At 60.6% G+C, this 21,454-nt stretch carries 17 protein-coding genes and 7 pseudogenes; 7 read left to right on the top strand and 17 right to left on the bottom strand.

The features are described from left to right. Positions 1-5: 5 nt before the first annotated feature. The 10 genes and pseudogenes from MF410_RS32375 to MF410_RS32330 form a co-directional block, all read right to left on the bottom strand. Positions 6-275: a flagellar biosynthetic protein FliQ gene (locus MF410_RS32375; RefSeq protein WP_004672590.1), complete on the bottom strand. Its 270-nt coding sequence runs from the start codon at positions 273-275 to the stop codon at positions 6-8. Positions 276-334: 59 nt separating this feature from the next. Continuing rightward, positions 335-988 (bottom strand): type III secretion system export apparatus subunit SctR, encoded by a 654-nt coding sequence (gene sctR, locus MF410_RS32370; protein WP_088396743.1) that lies wholly within the window; start codon positions 986-988, stop codon positions 335-337. Further along, complete coding sequence (locus MF410_RS32365; RefSeq protein ID WP_096771915.1) at positions 988-2,007, bottom strand: FliM/FliN family flagellar motor switch protein; 1,020 nt, start codon at positions 2,005-2,007, stop codon at positions 988-990. Before MF410_RS32365 ends, sctR begins: the two co-directional genes overlap by 1 nt. Next, the gene (locus tag MF410_RS32360) at positions 2,004-3,323 is read right to left on the bottom strand and encodes a FliI/YscN family ATPase (protein ID WP_088396741.1); all 1,320 of its coding nucleotides are present in this window, start codon (positions 3,321-3,323) and stop codon (positions 2,004-2,006) included. The genes MF410_RS32365 and MF410_RS32360 overlap by 4 nt, the downstream gene beginning before the upstream one ends. Next, positions 3,316-3,879 (bottom strand): type III secretion system stator protein SctL, encoded by a 564-nt coding sequence (gene sctL / locus MF410_RS32355; protein ID WP_096771916.1) that lies wholly within the window; start codon positions 3,877-3,879, stop codon positions 3,316-3,318. The genes MF410_RS32360 and sctL overlap by 8 nt, the downstream gene beginning before the upstream one ends. Continuing rightward, positions 3,876-4,505 carry a hypothetical protein gene (locus MF410_RS32350; protein ID WP_088396739.1) on the bottom strand — a complete coding sequence of 210 codons (630 nt, stop codon included), beginning with the start codon at positions 4,503-4,505 and terminating at the stop codon, positions 3,876-3,878. Before MF410_RS32350 ends, sctL begins: the two co-directional genes overlap by 4 nt. A 2-nt stretch (positions 4,506-4,507) precedes the next feature. Beyond that, positions 4,508-5,332: a type III secretion inner membrane ring lipoprotein SctJ gene (gene sctJ / locus MF410_RS32345; protein WP_088396738.1), complete on the bottom strand. Its 825-nt coding sequence runs from the start codon at positions 5,330-5,332 to the stop codon at positions 4,508-4,510. Next, positions 5,329-5,805, bottom strand: a complete 477-nt coding sequence (locus tag MF410_RS32340; RefSeq protein ID WP_096771917.1) for a hypothetical protein — start codon at positions 5,803-5,805, stop codon at positions 5,329-5,331. The genes sctJ and MF410_RS32340 overlap by 4 nt, the downstream gene beginning before the upstream one ends. 50 nt (positions 5,806-5,855) lie before the next feature. Continuing rightward, on the bottom strand, positions 5,856-6,113 hold the full coding sequence (locus MF410_RS32335) for a hypothetical protein (protein WP_088396736.1): 258 nt from the start codon (positions 6,111-6,113) through the stop codon (positions 5,856-5,858). Positions 6,114-6,411: 298 nt separating this feature from the next. Further along, positions 6,412-8,420: pseudogene (locus tag MF410_RS32330) on the bottom strand (hypothetical protein). Between the two features lie 556 nt (positions 8,421-8,976). Between MF410_RS32330 and MF410_RS32320 the strand changes: the two are divergent. Further along, entirely contained in the window at positions 8,977-9,264 is a 288-nt protein-coding gene (locus tag MF410_RS32320) for a hypothetical protein (RefSeq protein ID WP_239621120.1), read from the top strand. Positions 9,265-9,476: 212 nt separating this feature from the next. Here MF410_RS32320 and MF410_RS32315 read toward each other — a convergent pair. Further along, positions 9,477-11,724 (bottom strand): annotated as a pseudogene (locus MF410_RS32315) (hypothetical protein). A gap of 622 nt (positions 11,725-12,346) precedes the next feature. Here MF410_RS32315 and MF410_RS36690 point away from each other — a divergent pair. From MF410_RS36690 to MF410_RS32300, 4 genes and pseudogenes are all read left to right on the top strand, one after another. Beyond that, a complete protein-coding gene (locus MF410_RS36690; protein ID WP_275593054.1) occupies positions 12,347-12,472 on the top strand; it encodes a hypothetical protein in 126 nt (41 codons plus the stop codon). A 173-nt stretch (positions 12,473-12,645) separates the two neighbouring features. Further along, positions 12,646-12,915 (top strand): hypothetical protein, encoded by a 270-nt coding sequence (locus MF410_RS32310; RefSeq protein WP_239621116.1) that lies wholly within the window; start codon positions 12,646-12,648, stop codon positions 12,913-12,915. 51 nt (positions 12,916-12,966) lie between these two features. Beyond that, entirely contained in the window at positions 12,967-13,800 is an 834-nt protein-coding gene (locus MF410_RS32305; protein ID WP_342588543.1) for a hypothetical protein, read from the top strand. A gap of 426 nt (positions 13,801-14,226) precedes the next feature. Continuing rightward, a pseudogene (locus MF410_RS32300) lies at positions 14,227-15,257 on the top strand (type III polyketide synthase). A gap of 221 nt (positions 15,258-15,478) precedes the next feature. Here MF410_RS32300 and MF410_RS32295 read toward each other — a convergent pair. Both MF410_RS32295 and MF410_RS32290 read right to left on the bottom strand, forming a co-directional pair. Beyond that, a pseudogene (locus tag MF410_RS32295) lies at positions 15,479-16,062 on the bottom strand (hypothetical protein). A 316-nt stretch (positions 16,063-16,378) separates the two neighbouring features. Continuing rightward, positions 16,379-17,005, bottom strand: coding sequence for a pyroglutamyl-peptidase I (locus MF410_RS32290; protein WP_096771919.1), 627 nt, complete (start codon positions 17,003-17,005; stop codon positions 16,379-16,381). Positions 17,006-17,242: 237 nt separating this feature from the next. On the opposite strand from MF410_RS32290, the gene MF410_RS32285 reads away from it, so the two are divergent. Both MF410_RS32285 and MF410_RS32280 read left to right on the top strand, forming a co-directional pair. Beyond that, a complete protein-coding gene (locus tag MF410_RS32285; protein ID WP_239621176.1) occupies positions 17,243-17,656 on the top strand; it encodes a hypothetical protein in 414 nt (137 codons plus the stop codon). Continuing rightward, positions 17,545-17,994 (top strand): annotated as a pseudogene (locus MF410_RS32280) (IS6 family transposase); the annotation flags it as partial. The gene MF410_RS32285 and the pseudogene MF410_RS32280, both read left to right, overlap by 112 nt. A 176-nt stretch (positions 17,995-18,170) precedes the next feature. Here the strand turns inward: MF410_RS32280 and MF410_RS32275 are convergent. From MF410_RS32275 to MF410_RS32260, 4 genes and pseudogenes are all read right to left on the bottom strand, one after another. Continuing rightward, positions 18,171-19,520, bottom strand: a pseudogene (locus MF410_RS32275) (IS66 family transposase); the annotation flags it as partial. A 47-nt stretch (positions 19,521-19,567) separates the two neighbouring features. Further along, positions 19,568-19,911 (bottom strand): annotated as a pseudogene (gene tnpB, locus MF410_RS32270) (IS66 family insertion sequence element accessory protein TnpB). After that, positions 19,908-20,312, bottom strand: coding sequence for a transposase (locus MF410_RS32265; RefSeq protein WP_037080141.1), 405 nt, complete (start codon positions 20,310-20,312; stop codon positions 19,908-19,910). The pseudogene tnpB and the gene MF410_RS32265 overlap by 4 nt, the downstream one beginning before the upstream one ends. Positions 20,313-20,566: 254 nt before the next feature. Continuing rightward, the gene (locus MF410_RS32260) at positions 20,567-21,034 is read right to left on the bottom strand and encodes an avidin/streptavidin family protein (RefSeq protein ID WP_064842422.1); all 468 of its coding nucleotides are present in this window, start codon (positions 21,032-21,034) and stop codon (positions 20,567-20,569) included. Positions 21,035-21,454 lie beyond the last annotated feature (420 nt).

The following is a 21,454-nucleotide window of genomic DNA, read 5'->3' as shown; positions in this document are numbered from 1 at the left end:
TCGCCTCACTGAACCATGGTCGGGAAGTCGTTGAGGATATGAACGGAATGTTCGATCAGCGGCGTTGCCAGCACCCGGCCGAACAGCAGCAGGGTGATGGAGATCACGAAAATCTTGACGATCTGCGCGATGGTCTGCTCCTGGATCTGCGTTGCCGCCTGGAAAATGGCGATGATCAGCCCGAGAAGCGCGGCCAGGCCCAGAATGGGGCCGGCCAAGGCGAAGGTCGCCATGACGGACATGCCGATTTCGGCTGCGACCTGGTCTTCACCCATGACGGCAAGCCTTTCGCGTGGCAGGCACGTGAACCGGGGTTTTCGGGAAGGGGCGATGCTCACTGCGCATAGGACAGCACCAGACCTTCCAGCAATCGCCGCCAGCCATCGATCGAGACGAACAGCAGCAGCTTCAGCGGTGTCGACACCACGGTCGGGGACATCATCTGCATGCCGAGCGCCACCAGAATGGCGGAAACGGCAAAGTCGATCATCAGAAAGGGCAGATAGATCAGAAATCCGATTTCGAAGGCCCGCGTCAGTTCCGAAACGAGGAAGCTCGGCGTCAGCACGGTGATGTCATCGGAGGCAATGGGGGTTGCCGGCGCGTTTGCCCAGATCTTCTGCGACGCCTGCACGAAAAATTCGCGCACCTCGGCGTCGGAAAATTTCAGCATGAAATCCTTCAGCGGTGCCGCCACCTTGATCATGCCGTCCACCATGCCACTGACCGTGCCGAAATCGCCGCTATGGGCGAGCAGCAATTGCCAGCTGTTTTGCAGCACCGGGTTCATCACGAAGGCCGAGAGCACGATGGCAATCGCAAAGACCAGGAGATTCGGCGGCGTCTGTTGGATGCCGATCGCATTACGCACGATCAGCAGGACGACCGAAATCTTGGTGAAGGAGGTCGCGATCACGGCAATAACCGGCAGCATCGAGATCGCCGCCATCGCCACGAGGCTCTGGGCAAGAGGAAAGCTCTGTTCCATCAGTCGTGCAGCGCCGTGACGCGAACGGCGCTCAATCCATCCACGGAGATGATTTCGCCCCGTCCGATAACGCGGCCTTGGGCGATGATATCGACGGCGTCCGACAATGGCCTGTCGAGGTTGAACACATAACCCTCGCCGATCATTTCGAGTGTGCGCAGCGGCAACTCCAGCCGTCCTGCATCGAAGACCAGCTTGATCGGGATGCTGTCGACAGGCGACGGACGCGGCTCGCCCTGCAATTCCTGATCGACGGTTTCATTTGTCATGAAATGCCTCATTGGTCCGGTTGGCGTCGACAGGAGTGGTTCGGTGAGGACCGCGCCTTTGTCCGATCGCATGCAGGTTGCAAGGTAACGTTCACCCGTGATCGCGACCACGGTCTCCGGTGCCCCGCCATCGATGACGATGCCGTCCCCCAACCGCAGGGATTTGATTTCACTGACCGACAGCAGGGCATAACCGCGCCGGATGCTGACCGCCGTCGTCAGGACATTGAGCGTGCGGCGCGGCAGGCGGCTTGCCCAGCCGACCAGGCCGGCAAGGGCGGTTTCATCGAAGCGGCCGCTCAAGGGCAGGCTCATGCCGTTCCAGCCGATGTCGAAGCCGAAATTGCCGCTGACATCCGGCTGCGTCTCGGCGCCGATCTGCAGCAGCGACAGGCTCATGCCGATCCTATTCTCGATTGCCTCGAAAGCCTCGGCGAACAGGTGTTCGACCACGGCCGCCTTTTCAGACGGCGACAGCTTTTCCCATAGGAGCAGCGGTTCCAGTCTTTCCGCCAGCAGCCGCAATGCGCCGGCCGACGCAATCAGCATCTGCTCACGTTTACCGACGTGGCAGAGAATGCCGACCGGATCGGTGGTCCGCGCGGCTGCGATATCGGGGGCCAGCGGGCGAACGGAAAGCGTCTGCTCCCGGACCGGAATTTGCCAGGCGGCGCGCATCATCGTGCCGGAACGGGAAAAGAAGTTCCCGGCCATCGATGCGTGGGGCCATGCGGGCGCGGCGACATTCATCGGACAAGCTCATCGAGGGCTTCGACGATCGCGCCGAACGGCTGCGGCTTGCCCTGGCCGTCAAACAGGAAGCGCTGGATGAGGCCGTGTTTGGCGACGGCCTCGTCGACAGCGGCATCGCGCCCCTGGCGATATTCGCCGACGCGGATAAGCAGTTCCACTTCGTCATAGAGGGCAAGCAGGGCGCGCAGCTTGTCGGCTGCCTGGCGATGGCTCTCGCTCACCACCGCGCTCATCGTCCGGCTTCGGCTGGCCAGAACATCGATCGCCGGAAAATTGCCCGCCCTGGCAATCTTGTCGGAGAGCACGATATGGCCGTCCAGCAGCGACCTGGTTTCTTCGGCAATCGGATCGTCCTGCTCTTCGCCTTCGACGAGGACCGTATAGAAAGCCGTCATCGTGCCGTTTGCGCTGTTGCCGGCGCGCTCGAAGATCTGCGGCAAGACGGCGAATACGGAAGGCGGAAAGCCGCGCCGCACCGGCGGTTCGCCGGCAGCAAGTCCGACTTCGCGCAAGGCGCGGGCCATGCGGGTGACGCTGTCGATGACGAGCAGCACATGTTTTCCCTGCTCGCGAAAATATTCGGCGATCGCCGTTGCTGTCATCACCGCCTTGAACCGCTCCAGCGCCGGGCGATCGGATGTGGCGACAACCAGCGCCACATTCGACGGAACGCCTTCCGGCATGTTGCCGGCAACGAATTCGCCGACCTCGCGTCCGCGTTCGCCCACCAGGGCGCAGACGATCACATCGGCCTTGCTGTTGGCGACGATCTGGGACACCAGCGTCGACTTGCCGGCGCCGGGCGCGCCGAAAATACCGATGCGTTGGCCCTGGCCGCAGGTCAGCAATCCGTCCAGGGCAGCAATTCCCGAGGTAAACGGCTGGCGGATGGGGCGGCGCGACAGAGGATCGACCGGCTGGCCATAGAGCGGCTGCAGGAAGCGCGCGTCCTCGCCGCCGGGATTGGCGGAGGGACGCAGGACATTACCGTGTGCGTCGACGATCGCGCCGATTAGGAAACTGCCGACAGAGACCGTCGGTTCCCGGCCGGTCGGGATGATTTCCGTGCGCTGGGAGATGCCGCGGGTTTCGCCGTGAAGCGAGAGAAGCGCCGTCTCGCCGTCGATGCCGACGACATCGGCAAGGCCGATGCGACCCCTGCCCGGCTCATGCAGTTCACAAAGCTCGCCGATCCTGACCGAGGGGATGAGCGCCCGCACCAGCAGGCCCGACACACTCTTTACGCGGCCGCTCTGCCGCCGCACGTCCGTTTGTTCGAGTGTCCGCTCCATCCGAAGCAACGCGTCAACCATGGACGAGGGCCTCGGTCACGGTGGCGAGCTGGTCTTTCAAGCCGATCTGGCTTCGTCCCGCCGACGTCTCCAGAATAATCTCGCCGGCAGACATCAGCGGATCCGTTTCGATGGTGATGCGGTGATCGATGTCCGCAATTGCCCGGGCGATCATGGCGGCATCGTCGGGGGCGACATGCAGGACGATCTCCTGCGCCTCAGCGGTCTGGGATATGGCGTGGCGGACCAATCGCCTCGTGCGTTCGTCGGCCTCCATCGATCCGAGGATCAGTCCGACCGATTTCAGAACCACCGCCTCGACCCAGCTGTCGAGATTGGCAATTTCCCGTTCGGCTTTTCCGAGCGAGGCGGCAAGCCGTGCGGCGGCATCGCGAACGCCCTGTTCGAATCCGTCGCGATAGCCGTTTTGGGCGGCTTGCTCGCTGGCGGCTGCAAGTGTGGCCTGAGATTGGGCGGCGTCCCGTTGGGCAGCCTCCAGAATTTGCGCCGCCTCTGTGATCTGGCCGAAACTCTCCGCCGGAATGATGCGGTCGTGGCGTGCAAATCCCGAGCTCATCGTCCGGCGCCTTCCTTTAAGGCGGCGACCTCGTCGACGGCTGCCGCCGCCAGGGCGAGCGCCGGGCCCTTTAAGAGGGAAGCCGAGCCGTTTTCAGCCATGTCGCGCCAGCCCGCCGACCGCCAAGCCGCGGAGATCCGGTATTCGTCTGCCAGAAGTGCCAGCATCGACCAGCCATCGGCCTCGACGACCTGCCTTGCCTGCTCGCTCAACAGATCGAGCGGCGGCGTTGCCGCGGAAAGATTGATGTGGCCGAGAGCGAATGCGACCGCTTCCTCGCCGTAGGCGGCCCTGAGCCTCGTAAGGGTCGGGCGATCGACCGCGGGGCAGAAGGCTGCGAGATGATAGGCGAGGCCCGCCCGGAGCGCGGCCGTTGCGCGTCCGTCCGTGGCCATGGAAGTCAGGCGGCGGGCGCCGTCGGCAAACGTGGCGGGATCGCCATGGGCTTCCGCTATCTCAGTGAAAAGCCGCCGATGCAGCCGCGGCGACAGGGTGGATCCGTCGGCAAGGAGCGGCGCGATCCCATCCCATCGGGCGGCCGTCAGCATATCCGCGGAAAGCAGCGCTGCCTTGCGGATCCTCGCCGCATTCGAGATCGCCTCGCCGTCCGCACGCGGCGTGCGCATGCTCAGCGCTCCTTCCGCTGCGGAAACAGCAGCAGCAGGCATGCCCCGATGGCGAGGATGATGGCGCCGATCACGGCAAGATTGGGGCCTTTGAAAGCCGAGAGAGCGCTTTGCACCATCGAGGATGGCGCTGTAGCGGGCGCCGGCGTCACGGTTGCCGCCGGGGCCGGTGCCGCCGCTACCGCCGCCGGCGCGCCGACCTCCGACCAGGGGCTGACCACCACCGAGACATCTTCGTAAGAGAGATCACGGATGCTGTTGACCAGAACGGACCGGCTCTTCATGTCGATCTCGTTGAGATTGGCGCCGGGGCGATATTGCAGCACGGCCGCTGCCCTCGCCTTCTCCTTGATGAGCCCGCGGCCGTTCTCCTCCGGCAGCACCACATGGACGCGCGCCGTCGCCACGCCGTCGAGCCCGGAAAGCGTTTCGGCAAGCTGCTGCTCGATGGCGTAGCTCATCCGGGCTTTCTGTTCGTAAGGTGTCACGAGGAAGCCGTTGCCGGCAAAGAGTTCGGCGACATTTCCAAACGACTGACGCGGCAGACCGGCGCCCGCCAGCAGCTCGATCGCCCGGGCATGATCGGTTGATTCAGCGGTGATCGCATAGGTCCCGCCCTTTTCGCTCTTCATGGTGACGGAAATGCCGGCGCGTTCGAGCAGCACCTGGGCATCCAGCGCATCGCGCTGATCGAGCCCCGTGAGCACGTCCTGGCTGCAGGCGGCGAGGAACAGGCAGAGGGCAAGCATTGCGGCCTTCGGAAGGACTTTGCGCGCGGGCGAAGAGATCGATGATCTCGAAAGGGCCGATGTGATCATGATGTTCACTGGCCCTGCGTCAGCCGTTTGGATGACGACATCACCGACTGGGTGAGCGACGACAGCAGCGTCGTGCCGGTTGCGAATTGCTGTGATTTCTCCAGCCGGTCGATTGATGTCGTGATGTCTTCGATCTTCGGGCCGCTCTGATCCTTGTCCGCGGTAAATCGCACCAGCGGCGTCTCCGGCTGGCCGATTCCGGCCACCGGCATGAAGAAAGCCGACAGCCGGTCGAGAATGCTGGAGGGCGTGGTATTGCCTTCCGGTGAATAGGAGGGCAGGACGGCGTCGGACTCAGGCGCGATCTTGCGGCCCTGGGTATTGGGAATGGAGGTGAGCTCGGTTGGCCGAATGCCAGCGAAATCCGCCGGCTGCAACCCGATCCGCTCCGCCACGATCTCCGAGGTCTTCAGGACATTGCCCGTCGATACGCCATCGAAGGGCGGCGTGAAGGCGCGGCCGGAAAGTACTTCTCCACTCATTGCAATTCCTCAACTCGGTACATGTCAACTGCAAACGATGAACAGGAACGCTACTCGTCGCTGCCTTCGTCGATCGCCTCCTTGGCGAAATTGAAAAGCGAATTGTTCAGCATCAGGGTGTTGGAAATCATGCCCGGCAGAAATGCGTCCACGGCAGCGGAGAGAACCTCGCTCTCGCTGTTCGGATCGACCTTTTTCGTCGTGCTGCCGGTGGTGCCTGTGGAACCCGTCTTATCAGTCGTCAGCTCCACCGAGACAGGGTCTGCAGGCGCCAAGTTCAGGTCGGAATTCACCGCATCTACGGCCATATGAGCACTTCCATCAAGGAATTTATCAAAATGAATGCATGATTTGATATGGATAAAAAAACGGCTGGTCAATTGTTTAAACTTAACCGATGGTTAATTTCCAGAACGTACAGTCGGCTATGATAAATTTAGCGATCTTTATATTAAAATGGAACGTTTTGTCCATAAAACGCAGCAGATATCCAGATTGCGCATGAAGTTTATACTTAAATTTGTTCGAATGTTCACAGGCCCGACCGCCTCTACGCCAACGGGCCTGTGAACACTCAGATATTTGGTGTTGCGAACGCGTCCCGGATCAGCCCACCGCCGTACCGCGGCGCTTCTCGACATCGGCGGTGATCGCGTCCCAGTTCTCAGGCGTAAGCTCGCGCTGTTCCGGGTCGCGGGGCGCGGGGGTGACGCCGCCCTTGGCGCCGACGATCGGGCCGGTCTTGGCGTAGATGCCGACCGTGTCGTTGACCGTGCGCTTGAGCATGTCGTTCATCATGTCGGTCTGCTTGTGGAAGGCCTTTTCCTGCTTGATGCTCTGGTAGATGGTAAAGCCTGACCAGGCCGCCCAGGACACCGCGCAAGCAACGGCAAAACCGAGCGAGAAGGCGCCGGAGACCAGGGCAACCGTTGCACCCGTGCGCCCGAGGAAGGTGGAGTTCACCAGCATGTTGGCAACGCCTGCAATGCCTTCGATCGCGCCGACCGTGTCCGCTACCGTTCCGATACCCATGAAAATGAGATCGACCGGGTCGCCCTTGCCGCTCGTGAGCCCTTGCAGGAACTGGTAATATTCCACCGGCAGCCAGGCGACCCCGGCAACGGCGCCGACCGTCGTCCCGGTATTCTTGAAAAAGGCGGAGAGCACGCTGCGTTGCGCCCGCGCCAGTTCGTCGGAGACGCCGACGAGCGAGCCGATCCCATCCAGCAGCGAAAAATTCGAGGCTTTGATCGCCGAGCCGAGCGCACTGCCCATATGCGCCAGCGCACCAAGGGCGTGCAGAACGACGATGCCGATGCTGTCCCAGGTCGGGCTCGTCATGTTGAGGCCGGCATAGATGGACCGGGAGGCGGTGAGCACCGACATCACGCCGGAAGAGAGCGCCGCCTTGTATTTGACCGGATCGACCCCCGCTGGCACTGCCGTCGCAGTCTTGTCGATCAGCTTGGCAAGGTCGGCCTTGATGGTTTCGACGCTGCCGCCCGGGCGCATCGTCGCCCAAAGCGCGGTGAAGATCGTCGTGAAATTGGTCTTGTATTGCGCCATGGCCTCGGCATTGCCCTTGAACAGTGTTTCCGCCAGCGCATCAAGGCTCGGAGCGATGATCTTCTTGATCGCCTCTTCGGCGGTCTTGCCGTCGACGATGATCGGATCGATCACATCCGTTCCGGGCATCAGCGTCTTCATCAGCCCCGACATGGAAAGTCCCATGTCCTTCAGGCTGGATGTCAGATATTCGCTGTCGATATAGGGCAGATCGAGATTCTGGATGGTCTTGCTCCAGCCGTTATCCTTGGTGGCGAACATGCGCTCGGCGATCCAGGCGTCGCCGCCGCTACCGGCGAAGAAGCGTCCGTCGCCTGAGCCGTTGGCGGCAATGCCCTTGCCGGCCAGCCCGGTGCCGATCATGATCGCCGCCATGACGTCGTTGAACGAATAGCTGGCGAGATTGCTGGAGGGCAGCGGCGAGACGCTCTTGTCCCACTCAGCATTGGCCGACATCTTCGAGACAAGGCTGGCGCCCATGACGAGCCCTTCGAGCGCGGTCTGCACCGCATGGCGGTAGCCCCAGACCTCCTTGCCACCGGGGGCGGCCAGCTGCGAGGTGATGCGCTCCAGATTGCCGGCAAGATCGCCGACTCCGATTTCTCCGGCCCCGATCTTGTCGAGCAGCGGGCCGAGAAGCGCCTTCACATCGGCCTTGAACTGATCGCGCACCTCGGGGCTGTCTCCCCGTGAAACTGGTTGGCCATCGCCTGGATGGTCGGGTTGAACAGGTGGGTGATGTTGTTGGGCACGGTGCTGCCGAATTCGGAAGCGGCAACCTTCTTCAAACCGTCGAGGTCGATCTTGAGATCGGGGAACAGACTGCCGCCGAGCCCGAGCGACTGGTCGAAATCCACAACCGGCAGGATGGAGCCGAGCCCCTTCAGCTCCCGCTCGGTCTTGTTGCCGGCCAGTCCCATGCGGATCAGGCCATCGAGCGCCGTCGTCGGATCGGAGATCGTCGGCAGCACGTTCTTGTCGAAAAATTCGGCATAGGTCTTGTCGGCAATCGCCGAGCGCTGCTTTACGAAATCGTCGGGAAGCACCATGGAATAGAAGCCGAGGGCGGCATTATATTCCTTGAGAATGGTGGTGACGTCCTTGCCGGATTTCAGGCCGTCATTCAGCAGGCCGCCATTGACGATGTCGCGCTCAAAGGCATCCTCGACCTTCGTACGCAGGTCCTTCATCTTCTCGTCACGGGTGATCGTGTCGTTGATGATCTCGAAAGCGTCCTTGTTGGTATCGGCCGGCGCGACGCGATAACCGGAGAAGATCAGCTTGAGGGCCTTCAGCGCCTTCTCCGTCATCTGTGAGTTGACGTCGGCGTCCGAGCCCAGGATTGCAATCGACTTGTCGAGATCCTTCAGGATCTCCTGGTCGTTGTAGATGCCGCGCTGGTTGTCGCCGAGGCTGTCCTTGTATTTGCCGAAGGTCGCCTTAGTCTGAAGCAGATCGAGATACATGATCAGTTTCTGCTCGGCGGTGTAATTCTGAGGGTTTTTGACGACGTCGATGCTCTCGAAGGACTTGTCCTTGTCCTTCAGCCCTTCCATGAAGCCCTGATTGATCTCGCTCATGAAATCGGAATTGAACAGGAGATCGATGACCGGCTGGATCGGTGCGGTAGGGCTGGAATCGCCATTTGACGTCGCGGCCTGCGCAACGAACTTCGGGCTACTCGTCTGCGCCGATGTGGAGGAGAGAATCGTCAGGCCTGCCGTCGTCGTCCCGTCAGAGCTAAAAGGCGATGCCTTCTTGACCGTGCTCGCGGTCTTGTCCTGGCTTGTCGAATTTTCGGACTTCGGATCGGAATTGGCGTTTAGCCTGAGAAATGAAACCGTATCGATATCCGAAGATGCTGGTGCGATGGATGACATGCGTTCCCTTTGATTTTCTTGTCCGCTTTTCGCGGATGAGGTCGTTTACCTTACGTTAGGCATAAGATCGACCTTTGCGCGATAATTCAAGCCCGATCGCGACATCGCGGTTGCATAAATGCAGCGACCTCGCGCGGGGAGATCAAATCACATTTTTACCGAGGCTCGCAGGGCATTTCCCAGGCTTTTCCGGGGTGGCGGTCATCGTTGCCGCCGACTATGCCTTTACCAGATGAATGACGGATCCGGCCGGAATTCGAGATGCACGGACTCGCCGGTGTAGCGCTCAAGCTTCTCGTTCAGCTGCTTTTCCATCTTGTCGAGCTTCTTCACGCCATTGGCCATATCCCACAGGCCAAGTGCCAGCCCGACGGCCGAGGCAACGAGGCCGGTGACCAGTCCGGCCGCCGCAAGGCCGGCTTTGGCGGCGTTGCTGAAGATGGTCACCACTTCCGGCGCCACCGTTTCGAGTCCGGAAAAGGCGCGGGACATGACATTGGTCAGATAAAGCATCGCTTCGGAGAAACCGATAAGCGCGTTGCCGGTACCGGCAATGCCGCCGATGATTTCGAGCGCGCCCTTGGCGCGGTCGCCGGTCTTCATCGTCCGCGACGCCAGATAGAAGCCGAGGCCGGCCATGGCGAGGCCGCCGGCGGCACCGAGAATCTTGCCCGCCGCTTCCATCGTCTTCGGCGAGAAGCTCATGGAGATCCCCTTGCCCCAGCTGCCCGGCTGATTGCCGAAGGCGCTGAACGGCTTGCCGGCAACGTCGAGGTTCTTGCCGAGACCCTCCATCGTCATGCCAACGATCTGCGTCGCCGAGCCGACCGCAGCGGCGATATCGGCCGGCGTCCACTTGCCGCCCACACCGAGGCCGCGCGCCACCAGCACGCTCGACATGCTGAGCATCTGGACCGCATGGACGAGGCCGGCCTTGTACACTTCGGCATCGATGCCAGCAGGTGTGCGAGTTTGGCGCGGCAGGTCGAGCGAATCCTTGAAGGAGGCGACCGCGGCGTCGAGCTTCATGCCGCCGCGCACCATGCGCAGAACGCCGTCAACGTCGCGTGCTATGTCCTGCGCCAGATTCTGTTTCAGCGTTTCGCCGCCATCTGCCGGGCCGTTTTTGCTGATGAAATCCTCGGCGAAGGTGTTTGCCAACTGGCTGATGGCGTCATTCGTTGCGCCGGGCACAAATGTGTCATCCGGACCCGACAGCAACTGCTCGAGATCGACACCCTGGCCGTCGCCGATATAATGTTCCTTGATGATGTTTGAGAAGGTGACGTTCGCGGCGTCGAGATGCGCGTCGATATAATCCTGGGGCAGGAGATCGACGAGCGTGTTGAGTTCGGAATAATAATCCTTCAGGGCATCTTCGAAGCTCTTGCCGGCGCTCAGCGCCCGGTCGATCGCCTTGCCGCCGCCGATATCGATCAGATAGGCGTCTTCGATGTTGGTGAGCAGATCGGAATTCTCCGGTTGCTGCAGATATTCCTTCATGCCGCTTGCGAAGATATCTGAGAGATGCTGCTGCGTCGCGGGATCAGCCGTCAGCTTTTCGATCCGCGCGTCGAGGTCCTTGCCGACGCGCTCGCCATCGGGCACGCTGTCGCCATACTGGTTCATATAGCCGTTGAACTGCTGTTTGATCTCGATGAGATCGTAGAGCAGCGTTGCCTTCTGTTCCGGCGCCAGCTGGTCGAGGTGGTCCATATTGTGGGGCGCCACGAAATCCCGGTTCACGTCCTTCACGGCGTCGCCGAGAATGCCGTATTTGAGTTCGTCGAGCTTCTTCAGCGTCGGCTCATAGGCGGTCGACGGAGCGTAACCGCGCAGCACCTTGCTTTCCAGGATGTCTTTCTCGTCGATCGGGCGCTCCACGACCGGCTCGATGGCATCCGAACCCGACATGACAAGGTCCATCTTCTTGAGGCTGGATGTCAGATAGTCGCTGTCGATATAAGGCAGATCGAGACTTTGGATGGTCTTGCTCCAGCCATTATCCTTGGTGGCGAACATGCGCTCGGCGATCCAGGCGTCGCCGCCGCTGCCGGCGAAGAAGCGTCCGTCGCCTGAGCCGTTGGCGGCAATGCCCTTGCCGGCCAGCCCGGTGCCGATCATGATCGCCGCCATGACGTCGTTGAACGAATAGCTGGCGAGATTGCTGGAGGGCAGCGGCGAGAAAACCGTCGAGGTCGATCTTGAGATCGGTGCCCGGGTCGGTTTCGGGCGTGCTCACCTTTGCATCGACCAGGATCGCGGCGCCGCCGCGTTTGCTCGGCGTAAACCCGACGAAGCCCCGCGCAGCGGAGATGTCGAGTGCCTGCCCGTTGCCGCTCGGCGCGATCTTGCGTATTTCGCTGGCGTCGATGGTTTTTGCCGATGCAGAACGGCCGGTCACGTCTTTCTGGCCGAGGTCCACGACCAGGGTTTCGACCTCTTTCGATTCGCTGCCAACACGTTCCAACATGATTTCGTCACTCCTGATCGACGGCCGCACCCTGAGCGGAGGCCCGGAAAGCCTCGTTAGGTCAGAAGTTTTTCAGTGATGTGACAAATGGGACTATTCGGAGCGGCATACCCAACTCATCCCTCGCCTTGATGGGAATCGAACCGTTGAACCGTGATTTGGCAAAATGAGATCTTGATAGAACAGCTTGTGTCGAGATTATATGATTCTCTAGTTTCGACATGTGGGGTCGTCATCCAACCTTTGTTTCATCATGTCATAACAGCGGTGGCAATCACCTCAGTGAAAGCCGAAAGCTGGTCAGGGTTTCCCTTAGGTTTCTCGCGAAATGTATGCGTTATCTCGAGCTAATGCCATTCCGCTTTTCCCGCGATTTTAGATATTATTTGGGGCGGTGCCGGCGAGAGATTGGCCAGGCGCCTTTGCTTCGGCTGGAAATCTGGTCTTGATCAATTCGGAAACCCCTCGATCATCATCATCTACCAAATCGCCCAAGCACTTACTGTGAGGTACATCGAGCTCTTTGCTCCAGACGATCAACCCTAAGGGCGATGTCCACAGATTTGACAGGACCAATTGCTTTAGGCTAAGTGTCCTCAGTCCTAGGACAGAGGACACTATTATGAAGAGCCAAGATATCGTCGTCCTGCTGAAGCTGGTAAGCCTGCAAGATCAGGAACTCACCAAGGGCATCGATCGGTTGCGATCGGAATCCGTGGGGGAGATCCATATTCCGTTCGGAACCTAGAAGCGCAACTCGGGATCAGCAAGACCGAAATAGCGCAGTCGATCAAGCGTAGTGTCGCATCAGGCATCGCGCGAAAAGACAACAGCAGGAACGAGCCTCGGCCAAGCCGAAGGAACCTGTTCGGCTTCATTACCACCGGGCTAAAGTTCGTCTTCCCCGCCCAAGTTGGACCGATGCAGCGCGGCATACCGACTGCCTTCGCCGCACCTATGCTCACGGAACTCCTGATCAGCGGCGGGACGTACAACTACGTTTGGCCCTATGCCAACGGAAGGGAGATGGGGCAGGCGGTGGAGCCGCTCTTCAAGACCGTGCCGGACGCAGTCCTGAAGGACGACGCACTCTACGAGTACCTCGCGTTGGTCGATGCGATCCGGCTCGGGAACCAGCGGGAAGTTGGTCTCGCGACCGACCACCTCAAGTCAAGGATCATGAGCAAATGACAGCGATCCGCGCTCAACTGCTGGAAATGATGAAAGCCGTTGCCTCGGCCCTTGGCGAAGACCCGCTCGCGCCTGGTCTTCGTTGGCGGATGCACGACCGCGCTATTCATCACTGATCCGGTCACGCTCGAGGATGTGCGTGCCACAGATGACATCGACCTGATCGTTGACCTGGCGGGCCTTCCTGCCTGGGCACAGCTCCAGGAAGAGCTTCGACAACTGGGCTTCATGGAGGCCGCTGACGAGGCGGTGATCTGCCGCATGCGTCTCGGCAAGCTCACGGTCGACGTCATGCCGGATGATCCGGCTATCCTCGGATTCGGAAATCGATGGTATGCGAGTGGAATCGAGACGGCACAGCATTACCAGCTCTCGGAAGACCTCACGATCCGGATCCTGACGCCGCCAATGTTTCTTGCGACGAAGCTCGAAGCCTATGCCGGAAGGGGAAACGGCGACTTGATCATGACCCGTGACGCTGAAGACATCCTCCTTATTGTCGACGGCAGGGAGGAGCTCCTTGCCGAGGTCACGGCGGCCGACAACGACGTTCAAAATTTCATCGCCGGACAGTTTCGTGCGCTCCTCGATCAAGCTGACTTCGACGATTTCCTCGATGGCAATATCCGCGGGCCCGCGATGCTCATTGTCTGTCTCCAAGATTTCCCGTTGCCACCCCGAAGGGCAAGCCCCCTCGGGCGAAGCCTCCCCGGTCTTTCCGGGGGAATGGCCTCTGACATTCCCCCGGACAGAAGGGGAGGGCGAAAGCCCGCCCCGCGGTGGCGAACGGGACTGTCAAGCGGCGTGGCGCGGAAGGCGGGAGATCTTCTCGGGTCCGCTCTGCGGACTGGCGCGGAAGATGGACCGGCTTCACGGGCCGCTTGACGGGCCTGGGCGGCGATGTCATGGGGCGAAACAGACGGAAGCGGCCCGGAACGGGCCTCGTCGCCAGGCGCGTCAGCGACCGCTGGACAAGCGATCGTCACCGGGATCGGCGGAGACGGCAGAAAGCCGGCTCCGTGCCATCGGCATAGAGCGCGATCCACTCGATAAGCGGATGGCCCCTTTTCACGTCGCAGCGATTACTCGTTCGGTTTCAACCTGAAGCACACGTTGAGCGCATTGACGTGGATCAAGGCAGACACGAAGCCGCGGGAGGCATTCTTCGCGCGTCGTCGTCTCTGAAGCCTTCCGACGAAGTGCGGCGTCAGGCTCGCCCGCATTGCAACCTTATTGAGGATCAAGGCGTACGGTTCGGTCTCGTCCTCGCGCGGCGTACCAAATTCTTCCCGCGCCGTCGCAAGGAGTCTTATGCAGCATTCCGTCAAGCTGGTATCCGTCGGTACCGCCGTTCCGCCACATGTCATCGACCAGCGTGACGCGGCGCGAGCCTCGCACGCCGCGTTCTCATCGCGATTTGGCGATTTCGAAAAGCTGGCAAGGGTGTTCGAAACCTCGGGAATTCGGCGCCGCTATGCCGTCCGGCCGATCGAGTGGTATCTCGAGACGTCGGGATGGCCCGAACGAAACCTCGCTCACATCGAGGGCGCGAGTGCAATGTTCGTCGCCGCCGCCAGCAAGGCTCTCGCGTCGGCGGGCCTTGCAGCAGGCGATGCCGACACGATCGTAACCGTCTCCTCGACTGGTATTGCGACACCTAGTCTGGAAGCGAGGGTAAGCGGCGAGCTGGGCTTCCGGGACGATGTCGAACGGGTTCCCGTGTTTGGCCTCGGCTGTGCCGGCGGAGTCTCTGCGCTTTCAATCGCGTCACGGCTGGCGGCATCCCGGCCAGGCTCAGTCGTTCTGGTGGTCGCCGCCGAGACCTGCACGTTGGCATATGGACAAGCTTACGAAGGCGAACATCGTGGCGACCGCCCTCTTCGGCGACGGGGCCGCCGCCTGCGTGGTGCGTGCCAGTGAGACCGGTCTGGCCGAGGTCGAACTTGCAGGCCAAGCATACGTGGCCCGACACGCTAGACATCATGGGATGGAGCGTCGATCCGGAGGGTCTGGGCGTGATCTTCGACCGTGCGATACCATCGTTCGCCGAAACTCATGTGCTGAAGGGCGTAACGTCCATACTCGCCCGATCAGATCTTACTCCTGCCGACGTTGACCGGTTTGCGTGCCACCCCGGAGCCTTGGAATCGGCGCTTAAACTAAGCCAGGGAACCCTCGACCAGGAACGTGAGGTGCTCTCGGACTATGGGAACATGTCCTCGCCAACCGCGCTGTTCGTACTCGAGAAGCTTCTTGCGCAAGGACTACCCAGGAGAACTGTCCTGACGGCGATGGGACCGGGCTTCACCCTTAGCTGCCTCTCGTTGACGGCTGCAGCATGATCCGGCGATCATTCTCTACGACGTTTTGGGATCGCATCGTCTGCAGAGCGAAAACGACTCGAAACAGGCTGAAGCTGACGCTGCAAAGGCTGCGCTTGCCGTTGGGACACCCCAAGTCGAGCGAGGTTGCCACCTCGCACTCGAATCCTCTCTCCTGCGTGCCAGCGTGGCTGCGGCAGTATGCGGTGGCAGTCGCTACCCAAATCCGGTCATCGGTGGCGCTAGGAGGAGCGTGCCCAGCGCCAATTCTGGATTTCCGGCATGTCTTCTCCACGCTCCCGCACGAACGCCCGGTGCTCGTCGAGCTTTGCATGCAGGTCTGCCACCACATCTGGCACCTTCTCGGCGAGATCGGGCACTCGCGCGATCGCCTCGAGAGCGAGATGATACCTGTCCAGCTCGTTCAATACGGTCATGTCGAACGGCGTCGTCGTAGTTCCCTCCTCCACGAACCCGCGCACGTGGATGTTGCCGTGATTGGTGCGCCGGTACGTCAACCGGTGGATGAGATAGGGATAGCCGTGGTAGGCGAAGATGACCGGCCTGTCCTGCGTAAAGATACTATCGAACCGTGCATCATCGAGGCCATGAGGATGCACCTTCGGACCTTGCAGCGCGAGTAGATCGACGACGTTGACCGTCCTTATCTTGAGATCTGGTACCGCCGCGTGCAGCAGCATGACGGCCGCGAGGTCTCCATAGTCGGCACGTCGCCCGCACATGCCATCACGACGTCCGGCGCGATTGTATTGTTTTCGAAGCTTGCCCAGTCCCAGACGCCAATGCCCTCTTCACAATGCTTCACCGCCTCGTCGATCGTAAGGTACTGGGACTCCGGCTGCTTGCCGGCAACGATCACGTTGACGCGGTCGTATGTCTTCAGGCAGTGATCGCCGACCCACAGGAGGGTATTGGCGTCCGGCGGTATGCTGCTAATCCTATCTCACTGCGGGCGTCGGTCACTGCTGGGCACAAAATGGATGACGAGTTTTCCCTGCCGTCCCGCCTCCGCCCATGCGCGGGGTGCAAGTTCCCGTTGCGGTGGTCCAAGATCTGATCGCCTGCGCCTCCCACGTGAACCACGGGGGTCATCCGTCAACGCCGAACCACAGCCGTGCAGTTCAGCACTCATCTAGATACATCCGGCATGCCAGCAGTAATTTTCCGATGGCTGCTAGATGCCTGTCCCGTTGCGGCAAATCGAAATGCTCCTGTATCGTCACGGGATAAGCCCAAGGTATATGGACAAACAGGGCCTTCGCGGTCGACGCCACTTCGTCTAAGCGTCTAAGTACGCGGTAATAGATATAGTTACAGACGTAGTAGCCCGCGTTGTTCGACACGCAATAGGGGATACCAGCCACCGCCAGCTGCGCTCCGACACGTTCAAGATTGACAGAGGTCCCGTATGCGCGGGGGCCGCCATCGACAATCGCGACTCCACTGCGAACCTCGCCGCGATTGTCCGCTACGCCACAATCGGCTACGTTGATGGCAAAGCGCTCAAGCTTAAGCCTATCTGTCGACACAGACAGGCCAAGCATTAGGATTAGATCTGCGTCCAGGGCGAGATCGAGGCTTCGCTCGAGCCAGTTGTCGACTCCCGCGTATGAAGTTGGAAGGACCGAAAACTCGATCAGATCGAACAGGTCGTTTGGGGGATGCCGTCTTAGGCTTTTCAAAATCTCTTCGGATGGGTTAAACGGAAGCCCGGCAAACGCGTCGAATCCGGTCACCAGCGCTTTCATTGCGGATCCCTCCGGAAACAATCTCTTCGCTCGACGGCTCGGTTCCCCCAATCCTTCGCCCACGTGGACCGTTGCAGCAGGCGGGCTCGCGCTCCCGCATCAAGGTCGAGTCGGGTGGCCTCGTGTTTCACACGGCTCAATCCGAGCCAGAAATCCCGCCGGAACTTAGGGCAGAGCATCAATGGTCTGACCGACCGGAAATAATCGTTCCAGCTCTTGATCCGCGCAGGTGCATAGATGCCCCTAACCTCCGCACGTGCAAAGGAGTTCCAACATCTCTATCTGCAACTCAGGCGCCTGTATATTAAAGATGGCGTCCTCGATCTCCACAAATCGCACACCGGAGGCTATTCCGTCTACCGCGAGGATATCCAGCCAAGCCTTGACCAAGGTAATTCGAATGCCGCAAAAGTGTTGCACGAAGTCGGCCTGCTCCCCCAAGGCGAGCCAAGCTGCCGCTTTGTCCGCGTTTCCGAGCAGCGCCCTATTCACGGCGATCGCATGCACCATTTCTGCGGTGCATGGCGCCGTCACCGCCCGTCACCATTCGCGGCAGAAGGTACTGGCTCTGGCGTGCCGTTGACCAAGACGGCTTCGTTCTGGACGTTCTCGTGCAAAGCCGCCGAAATGCAAAGGCGGCAAAGCGCCTGATGCGCAAGCTTTTGAAAGACCAGGGACAGCCGCCACGGGTGATGATTACCGACAAGCTTCGATCCTACGCCGCCGCGAAGCGAGATGTCATGCCTGGCATCGAGCACCGCTCGCATAAGGGCCTCAACAATCGGGCGGAGAATTCTCACCAGCCAACCCGGCGACGGGAGCGGACCATGAAACGCTTCAAGTCGCAGCGACAATTACAGCGTTTCGTCTCCATCCATGACCCGGTTGCCAACCTCTTTCATATCCCTCGCCACGACATTCCCTCCAGCCATCATCGCGAACTGCGAGATGCAGCGATGAACTTATGGTCGGAAATGGCTCGCGTCTGAGTGGAAACCCAGGCCATCGTGATAATCCGTCGCCAATCGCGATTAAGTTTACGATGCCGATCAAAGAGATCCGCGATCGCGAAGCGCAATATGTCGAACGCGCTGAAAGAGCCTACGAGCGGAAGGTGGCGGCTTGGAAAGAAAAGCCACTGCATGCAGCGAGAGAGTGAAGATTCACTCTTCTCGACACCATCCGTCGTCATGCAGGTTCTGCCGTCGTCGGCATAGCGGGCAAAGTCAGCCCAGCGCGACAGCATATAGTCGATCGGTCCGGCCACCGGCGATGAGCGCGATAGGCTGGCCCGCTCGGTGCGCAACCATTCCTCCATATCGCCCAGTAGCAGCTTGCTCTTCTCCTGCCGGACCGCAAGCCGCTCGGCCGCGCTCAGGCCGTTTATGTCGCGCTCGAGGGCTACCGGGGAGATCGGCTTGGCACCCTTTACCGCGCCGAGCGTTGCGAGCGACATCGGCCAGCTCGAAGAACTTCCGGCGCGCATGGGCAAAGCAGAACGCGGGCGTAGCCGGCATCTGCTTCCTCGTCCGGTCGAACAGCGGATTAAAGCCGTTGTAGCAATCAGCCTGAAGAATGCCGCTGAAGTCGGCCAGATGCCCTTGCGGGTGCTCGCCGCGCCGATCGCTGGAGGCGTAGGGCCGGCGAACGGCTGATGGTCACGCACGTAAACCCATATTCGCCCGGTGGTGCATTGGCCCTTGGCCAGGATCGGGATCGTCGTGTCGTCACCGTGAAGCCGCTCGGCCTGGAACACATGCGCCTTGATCAGGTCGAAGACCGGCTTGAGGGCGAAGGTGACGTGCCCGACCTGATCGGCCAGGGTCTGGGTCGACAGACCGATGCCTCACATTTGAACCGCGTGCTCTGGCGGTTCAGCGGGATGTGCTGCCCGAACTTGTCGAACACGATCGTCGCCAGCAACTGAGGGCCGATGAAGCCGCGCGGGCGTCGCATGGAACGGTGCGGGAGCCTGACTGATCGCCTCGCAATCGCGGCAGGTAAATTTCTCGCGCACCGTCTCGATCACCTTGAATCGGCGCGGGATCTCCTCCAGCGTTTCCGTCACGTCCTCGCCCAGCTTCGACACCCGCGAGCCGCCACAGCAGGCACATGCCGTCGGCGCTTCGATGACGATGCGTGCGCGCTCGACGTCTTCGGGCCACGGCTTGCGCACTGGACGCTTGCGGGCGAAGGCGCGCACGGACTGCGTTCTTGCCGCGGCCTCTTGGGCGCTCAGTTCGTCCTCGGCGGCCGACGCCACCGAGCTCTTCGAGCTGCAATTCCAACTGATCGATCAGCCGCTGCGTGCGCTCGCGGCGCGGCCCGTGCTTCTCGCGCTCCAGCTTGCCGATCAGCAACTGCAAATGCACGTTCAGCGCCTCAATGCTCGACAGCCGCGCCTTCGCGTTGGCCGCTTGCCTCAGCTAGCTTGCAGCCGCGCAGCACGTTCGGCCAGCAGCGCCGCATGAGCGCTGGCAAGGTCCGATGGCAGGGTAAGCGGCGGCAATGTCATAACGACATTGAATTAGATTTCTCAACAATCTCAGTGCAAAAATGCAGTCAGACCCGGCTGGGGCGCCAGGTTTCCTGCGGTGCGCGTGAGTCAATTCCGGACAGCAGATAGGAAAGCTGCGCCGACGAGATTGCCACCGCCCCACCTTCGGCGGAAGGCCAGATAAACCTTCCTCGCTCCAGTTTTTTCGTGAACAGGCAGGCCCCCTGGCCATCGTGCCAAACGACCTTGATCAGATCGCCGCGTTTGCCCCTGAAGCAGAACAGATGACCGCCCAGCGGGTCGTGCTTCAGCACCTCCTGCACCCGTAGCGCCGGGACGGGAACCCACATCGCATATCCGCATTGCCCGTCGCCAACCAAACCCGGACGCCTGTCGGGATCGGGATCATCGCAGTGTCTCCAGCCCGCGCAGGATTCGCAGCAGCGCATCGACGTCGACGTCACGGTCGACAAGGACGCGCCGGCCGTTTGCGCTCCGCACCTCCATGCGACGGCTACCCACTACCGGAGTCGATGGAGCCGACACGGGCGTAGGCACGTCCGGTGTGATCAGCGCGGGCACAAAGCCCTCGATCCGATTGCTGCCAAGATTGCCGGCCTGCGCCAACTGCCGCCAGCGGTACAGTTGTGCGCGGGAAACCCCATGCTTCTGCGCCGTCGCGGAAACCTGGCGACCATCGCCGGAAAAGCCTTCCTCGAGAATTTTGAGCTTGGCCGCGGCGGTAAAGCGCCGCCGACGCCCTGGGTCGATGATTTCAAGCCGGCTCACCGGTGTCCGAAAACTGTCCATATGCCTGTCCATAGCGACAAAACGACAGATTCATCCTACGCGCTCAAGGCGGCGCATCCTCGGATGCTCACTTTTGTCCGGAAAGCTTGCCGTTTTGGCCGCATTGAACTCATCAAATAGGATTTGCGCCGCGCGGACGAGCACGCGGCGCTTTTATTCGGCAGGGAAAGCAGCTTCGTCTAAGCCTTTGGCCATATTCGATGAATTCTTGCTCCACAATCTCCGACGGGCCAGCGCCGGCAGGGCAGAGGAGTTTAGTCCTTCAAGAGGCTTTTGTTCTCAGTCGTCGGCACGTACTGGAAAGTGTCTTGTCCTTGCTCAATGGCCGGTCCGGAGCCGCCTTCGTAAGCGAGGTTCCAGCTCGTAACTATCTCAGTGTTGTTGCCGTTGACCTGTGCGTAGCCGGTCCATCCGGTTGCGGAATTGCAGTTCTCCGTCGAATTGTTCCAGCCGACCGAAAATGCGATGAACGTCCCGTTTACCCTTCCTGTTAGCGGATAGGGCGAGTTCTGGCATCCGGTGCCCTGGGCTCTGTTTACATATTGGCCGGAGACATTTCCGAACGAGTCGACTTGAATGATCATCGTCGAGCCGGACTGGTTCTGCCAACTGCTGGAAGCCGATGCGATGCTTGAAAAATCCTTGAAGTTGCTTGCATCGAAAGCAAGAGCTGAGGTTGCTACAGCAAACACAAGTGCTGCAACTGCAGTAGTACGGATCATGGTTTTTCCTCCTGATGTGCGCCGACCGTCGGCGATCGTACCGAAGGTTGCATATAATCTCGTAATAATCAATCAATCCGAGTAGCAATTTACCGGGTTGAGAAACCCGAAAGACGGGCCGCGCCTTGCGCGGCGCGGCCCGAGAACGAGCATCGGGAGTGAAGACTTACACCATGCAAATTACGAACGGGATAGCGCAACGCTAATATCTTGACCATCATTGAACGGACAAACTGCATGGCCGCAACCCCGAGAGCTACCTCACGGACGTCCTAACCCAGATCAAAGATTCACCGGTAGATAGGCTTGAAGACCTGTTGCCGTGGAATATGCTCCCGACGGTCTCCACTGCGCAAAAGGCCGCCTGATGGCTCGTTCGATGCATATCTGCACGATCGAAGACGTCGCCACCATGACCGG

The organism is Rhizobium sp. C104, from assembly GCF_022354505.1.
Lineage (GTDB): Bacteria > Pseudomonadota > Alphaproteobacteria > Rhizobiales > Rhizobiaceae > Rhizobium > Rhizobium redzepovicii.
Note: the sequence above shows the minus strand (reverse complement) of the source record. Positions and strands in the feature narration are given on the sequence as shown.

Coding starts and splice junctions, on each gene's coding strand:
- MF410_RS32375 (WP_004672590.1), bottom strand. CDS start 275: ATGGGTGAAGACCAGGTCGCAGCCGAAATCGGCATGTCCGTCATGGCG.
- sctR (WP_088396743.1), bottom strand. CDS start 988: ATGGAACAGAGCTTTCCTCTTGCCCAGAGCCTCGTGGCGATGGCGGCG.
- MF410_RS32365 (WP_096771915.1), bottom strand. CDS start 2,007: ATGAATGTCGCCGCGCCCGCATGGCCCCACGCATCGATGGCCGGGAAC.
- MF410_RS32360 (WP_088396741.1), bottom strand. CDS start 3,323: ATGGTTGACGCGTTGCTTCGGATGGAGCGGACACTCGAACAAACGGAC.
- sctL (WP_096771916.1), bottom strand. CDS start 3,879: ATGAGCTCGGGATTTGCACGCCACGACCGCATCATTCCGGCGGAGAGT.
- MF410_RS32350 (WP_088396739.1), bottom strand. CDS start 4,505: ATGCGCACGCCGCGTGCGGACGGCGAGGCGATCTCGAATGCGGCGAGG.
- MF410_RS32340 (WP_096771917.1), bottom strand. CDS start 5,805: ATGAGTGGAGAAGTACTTTCCGGCCGCGCCTTCACGCCGCCCTTCGAT.
- MF410_RS32335 (WP_088396736.1), bottom strand. CDS start 6,113: ATGGCCGTAGATGCGGTGAATTCCGACCTGAACTTGGCGCCTGCAGAC.
- MF410_RS32320 (WP_239621120.1), top strand. CDS start 8,977: ATGACCGGCTGGATCGGTGCGGTAGGGCTGGAATCGCCATTTGACGTC.
- MF410_RS36690 (WP_275593054.1), top strand. CDS start 12,347: ATGAAGAGCCAAGATATCGTCGTCCTGCTGAAGCTGGTAAGCCTGCAA.
- MF410_RS32310 (WP_239621116.1), top strand. CDS start 12,646: ATGCAGCGCGGCATACCGACTGCCTTCGCCGCACCTATGCTCACGGAA.
- MF410_RS32290 (WP_096771919.1), bottom strand. CDS start 17,005: ATGAAAGCGCTGGTGACCGGATTCGACGCGTTTGCCGGGCTTCCGTTT.
- MF410_RS32285 (WP_239621176.1), top strand. CDS start 17,243: ATGCCCCTAACCTCCGCACGTGCAAAGGAGTTCCAACATCTCTATCTG.
- MF410_RS32265 (WP_037080141.1), bottom strand. CDS start 20,312: ATGGACAGTTTTCGGACACCGGTGAGCCGGCTTGAAATCATCGACCCA.
- MF410_RS32260 (WP_064842422.1), bottom strand. CDS start 21,034: ATGATCCGTACTACTGCAGTTGCAGCACTTGTGTTTGCTGTAGCAACC.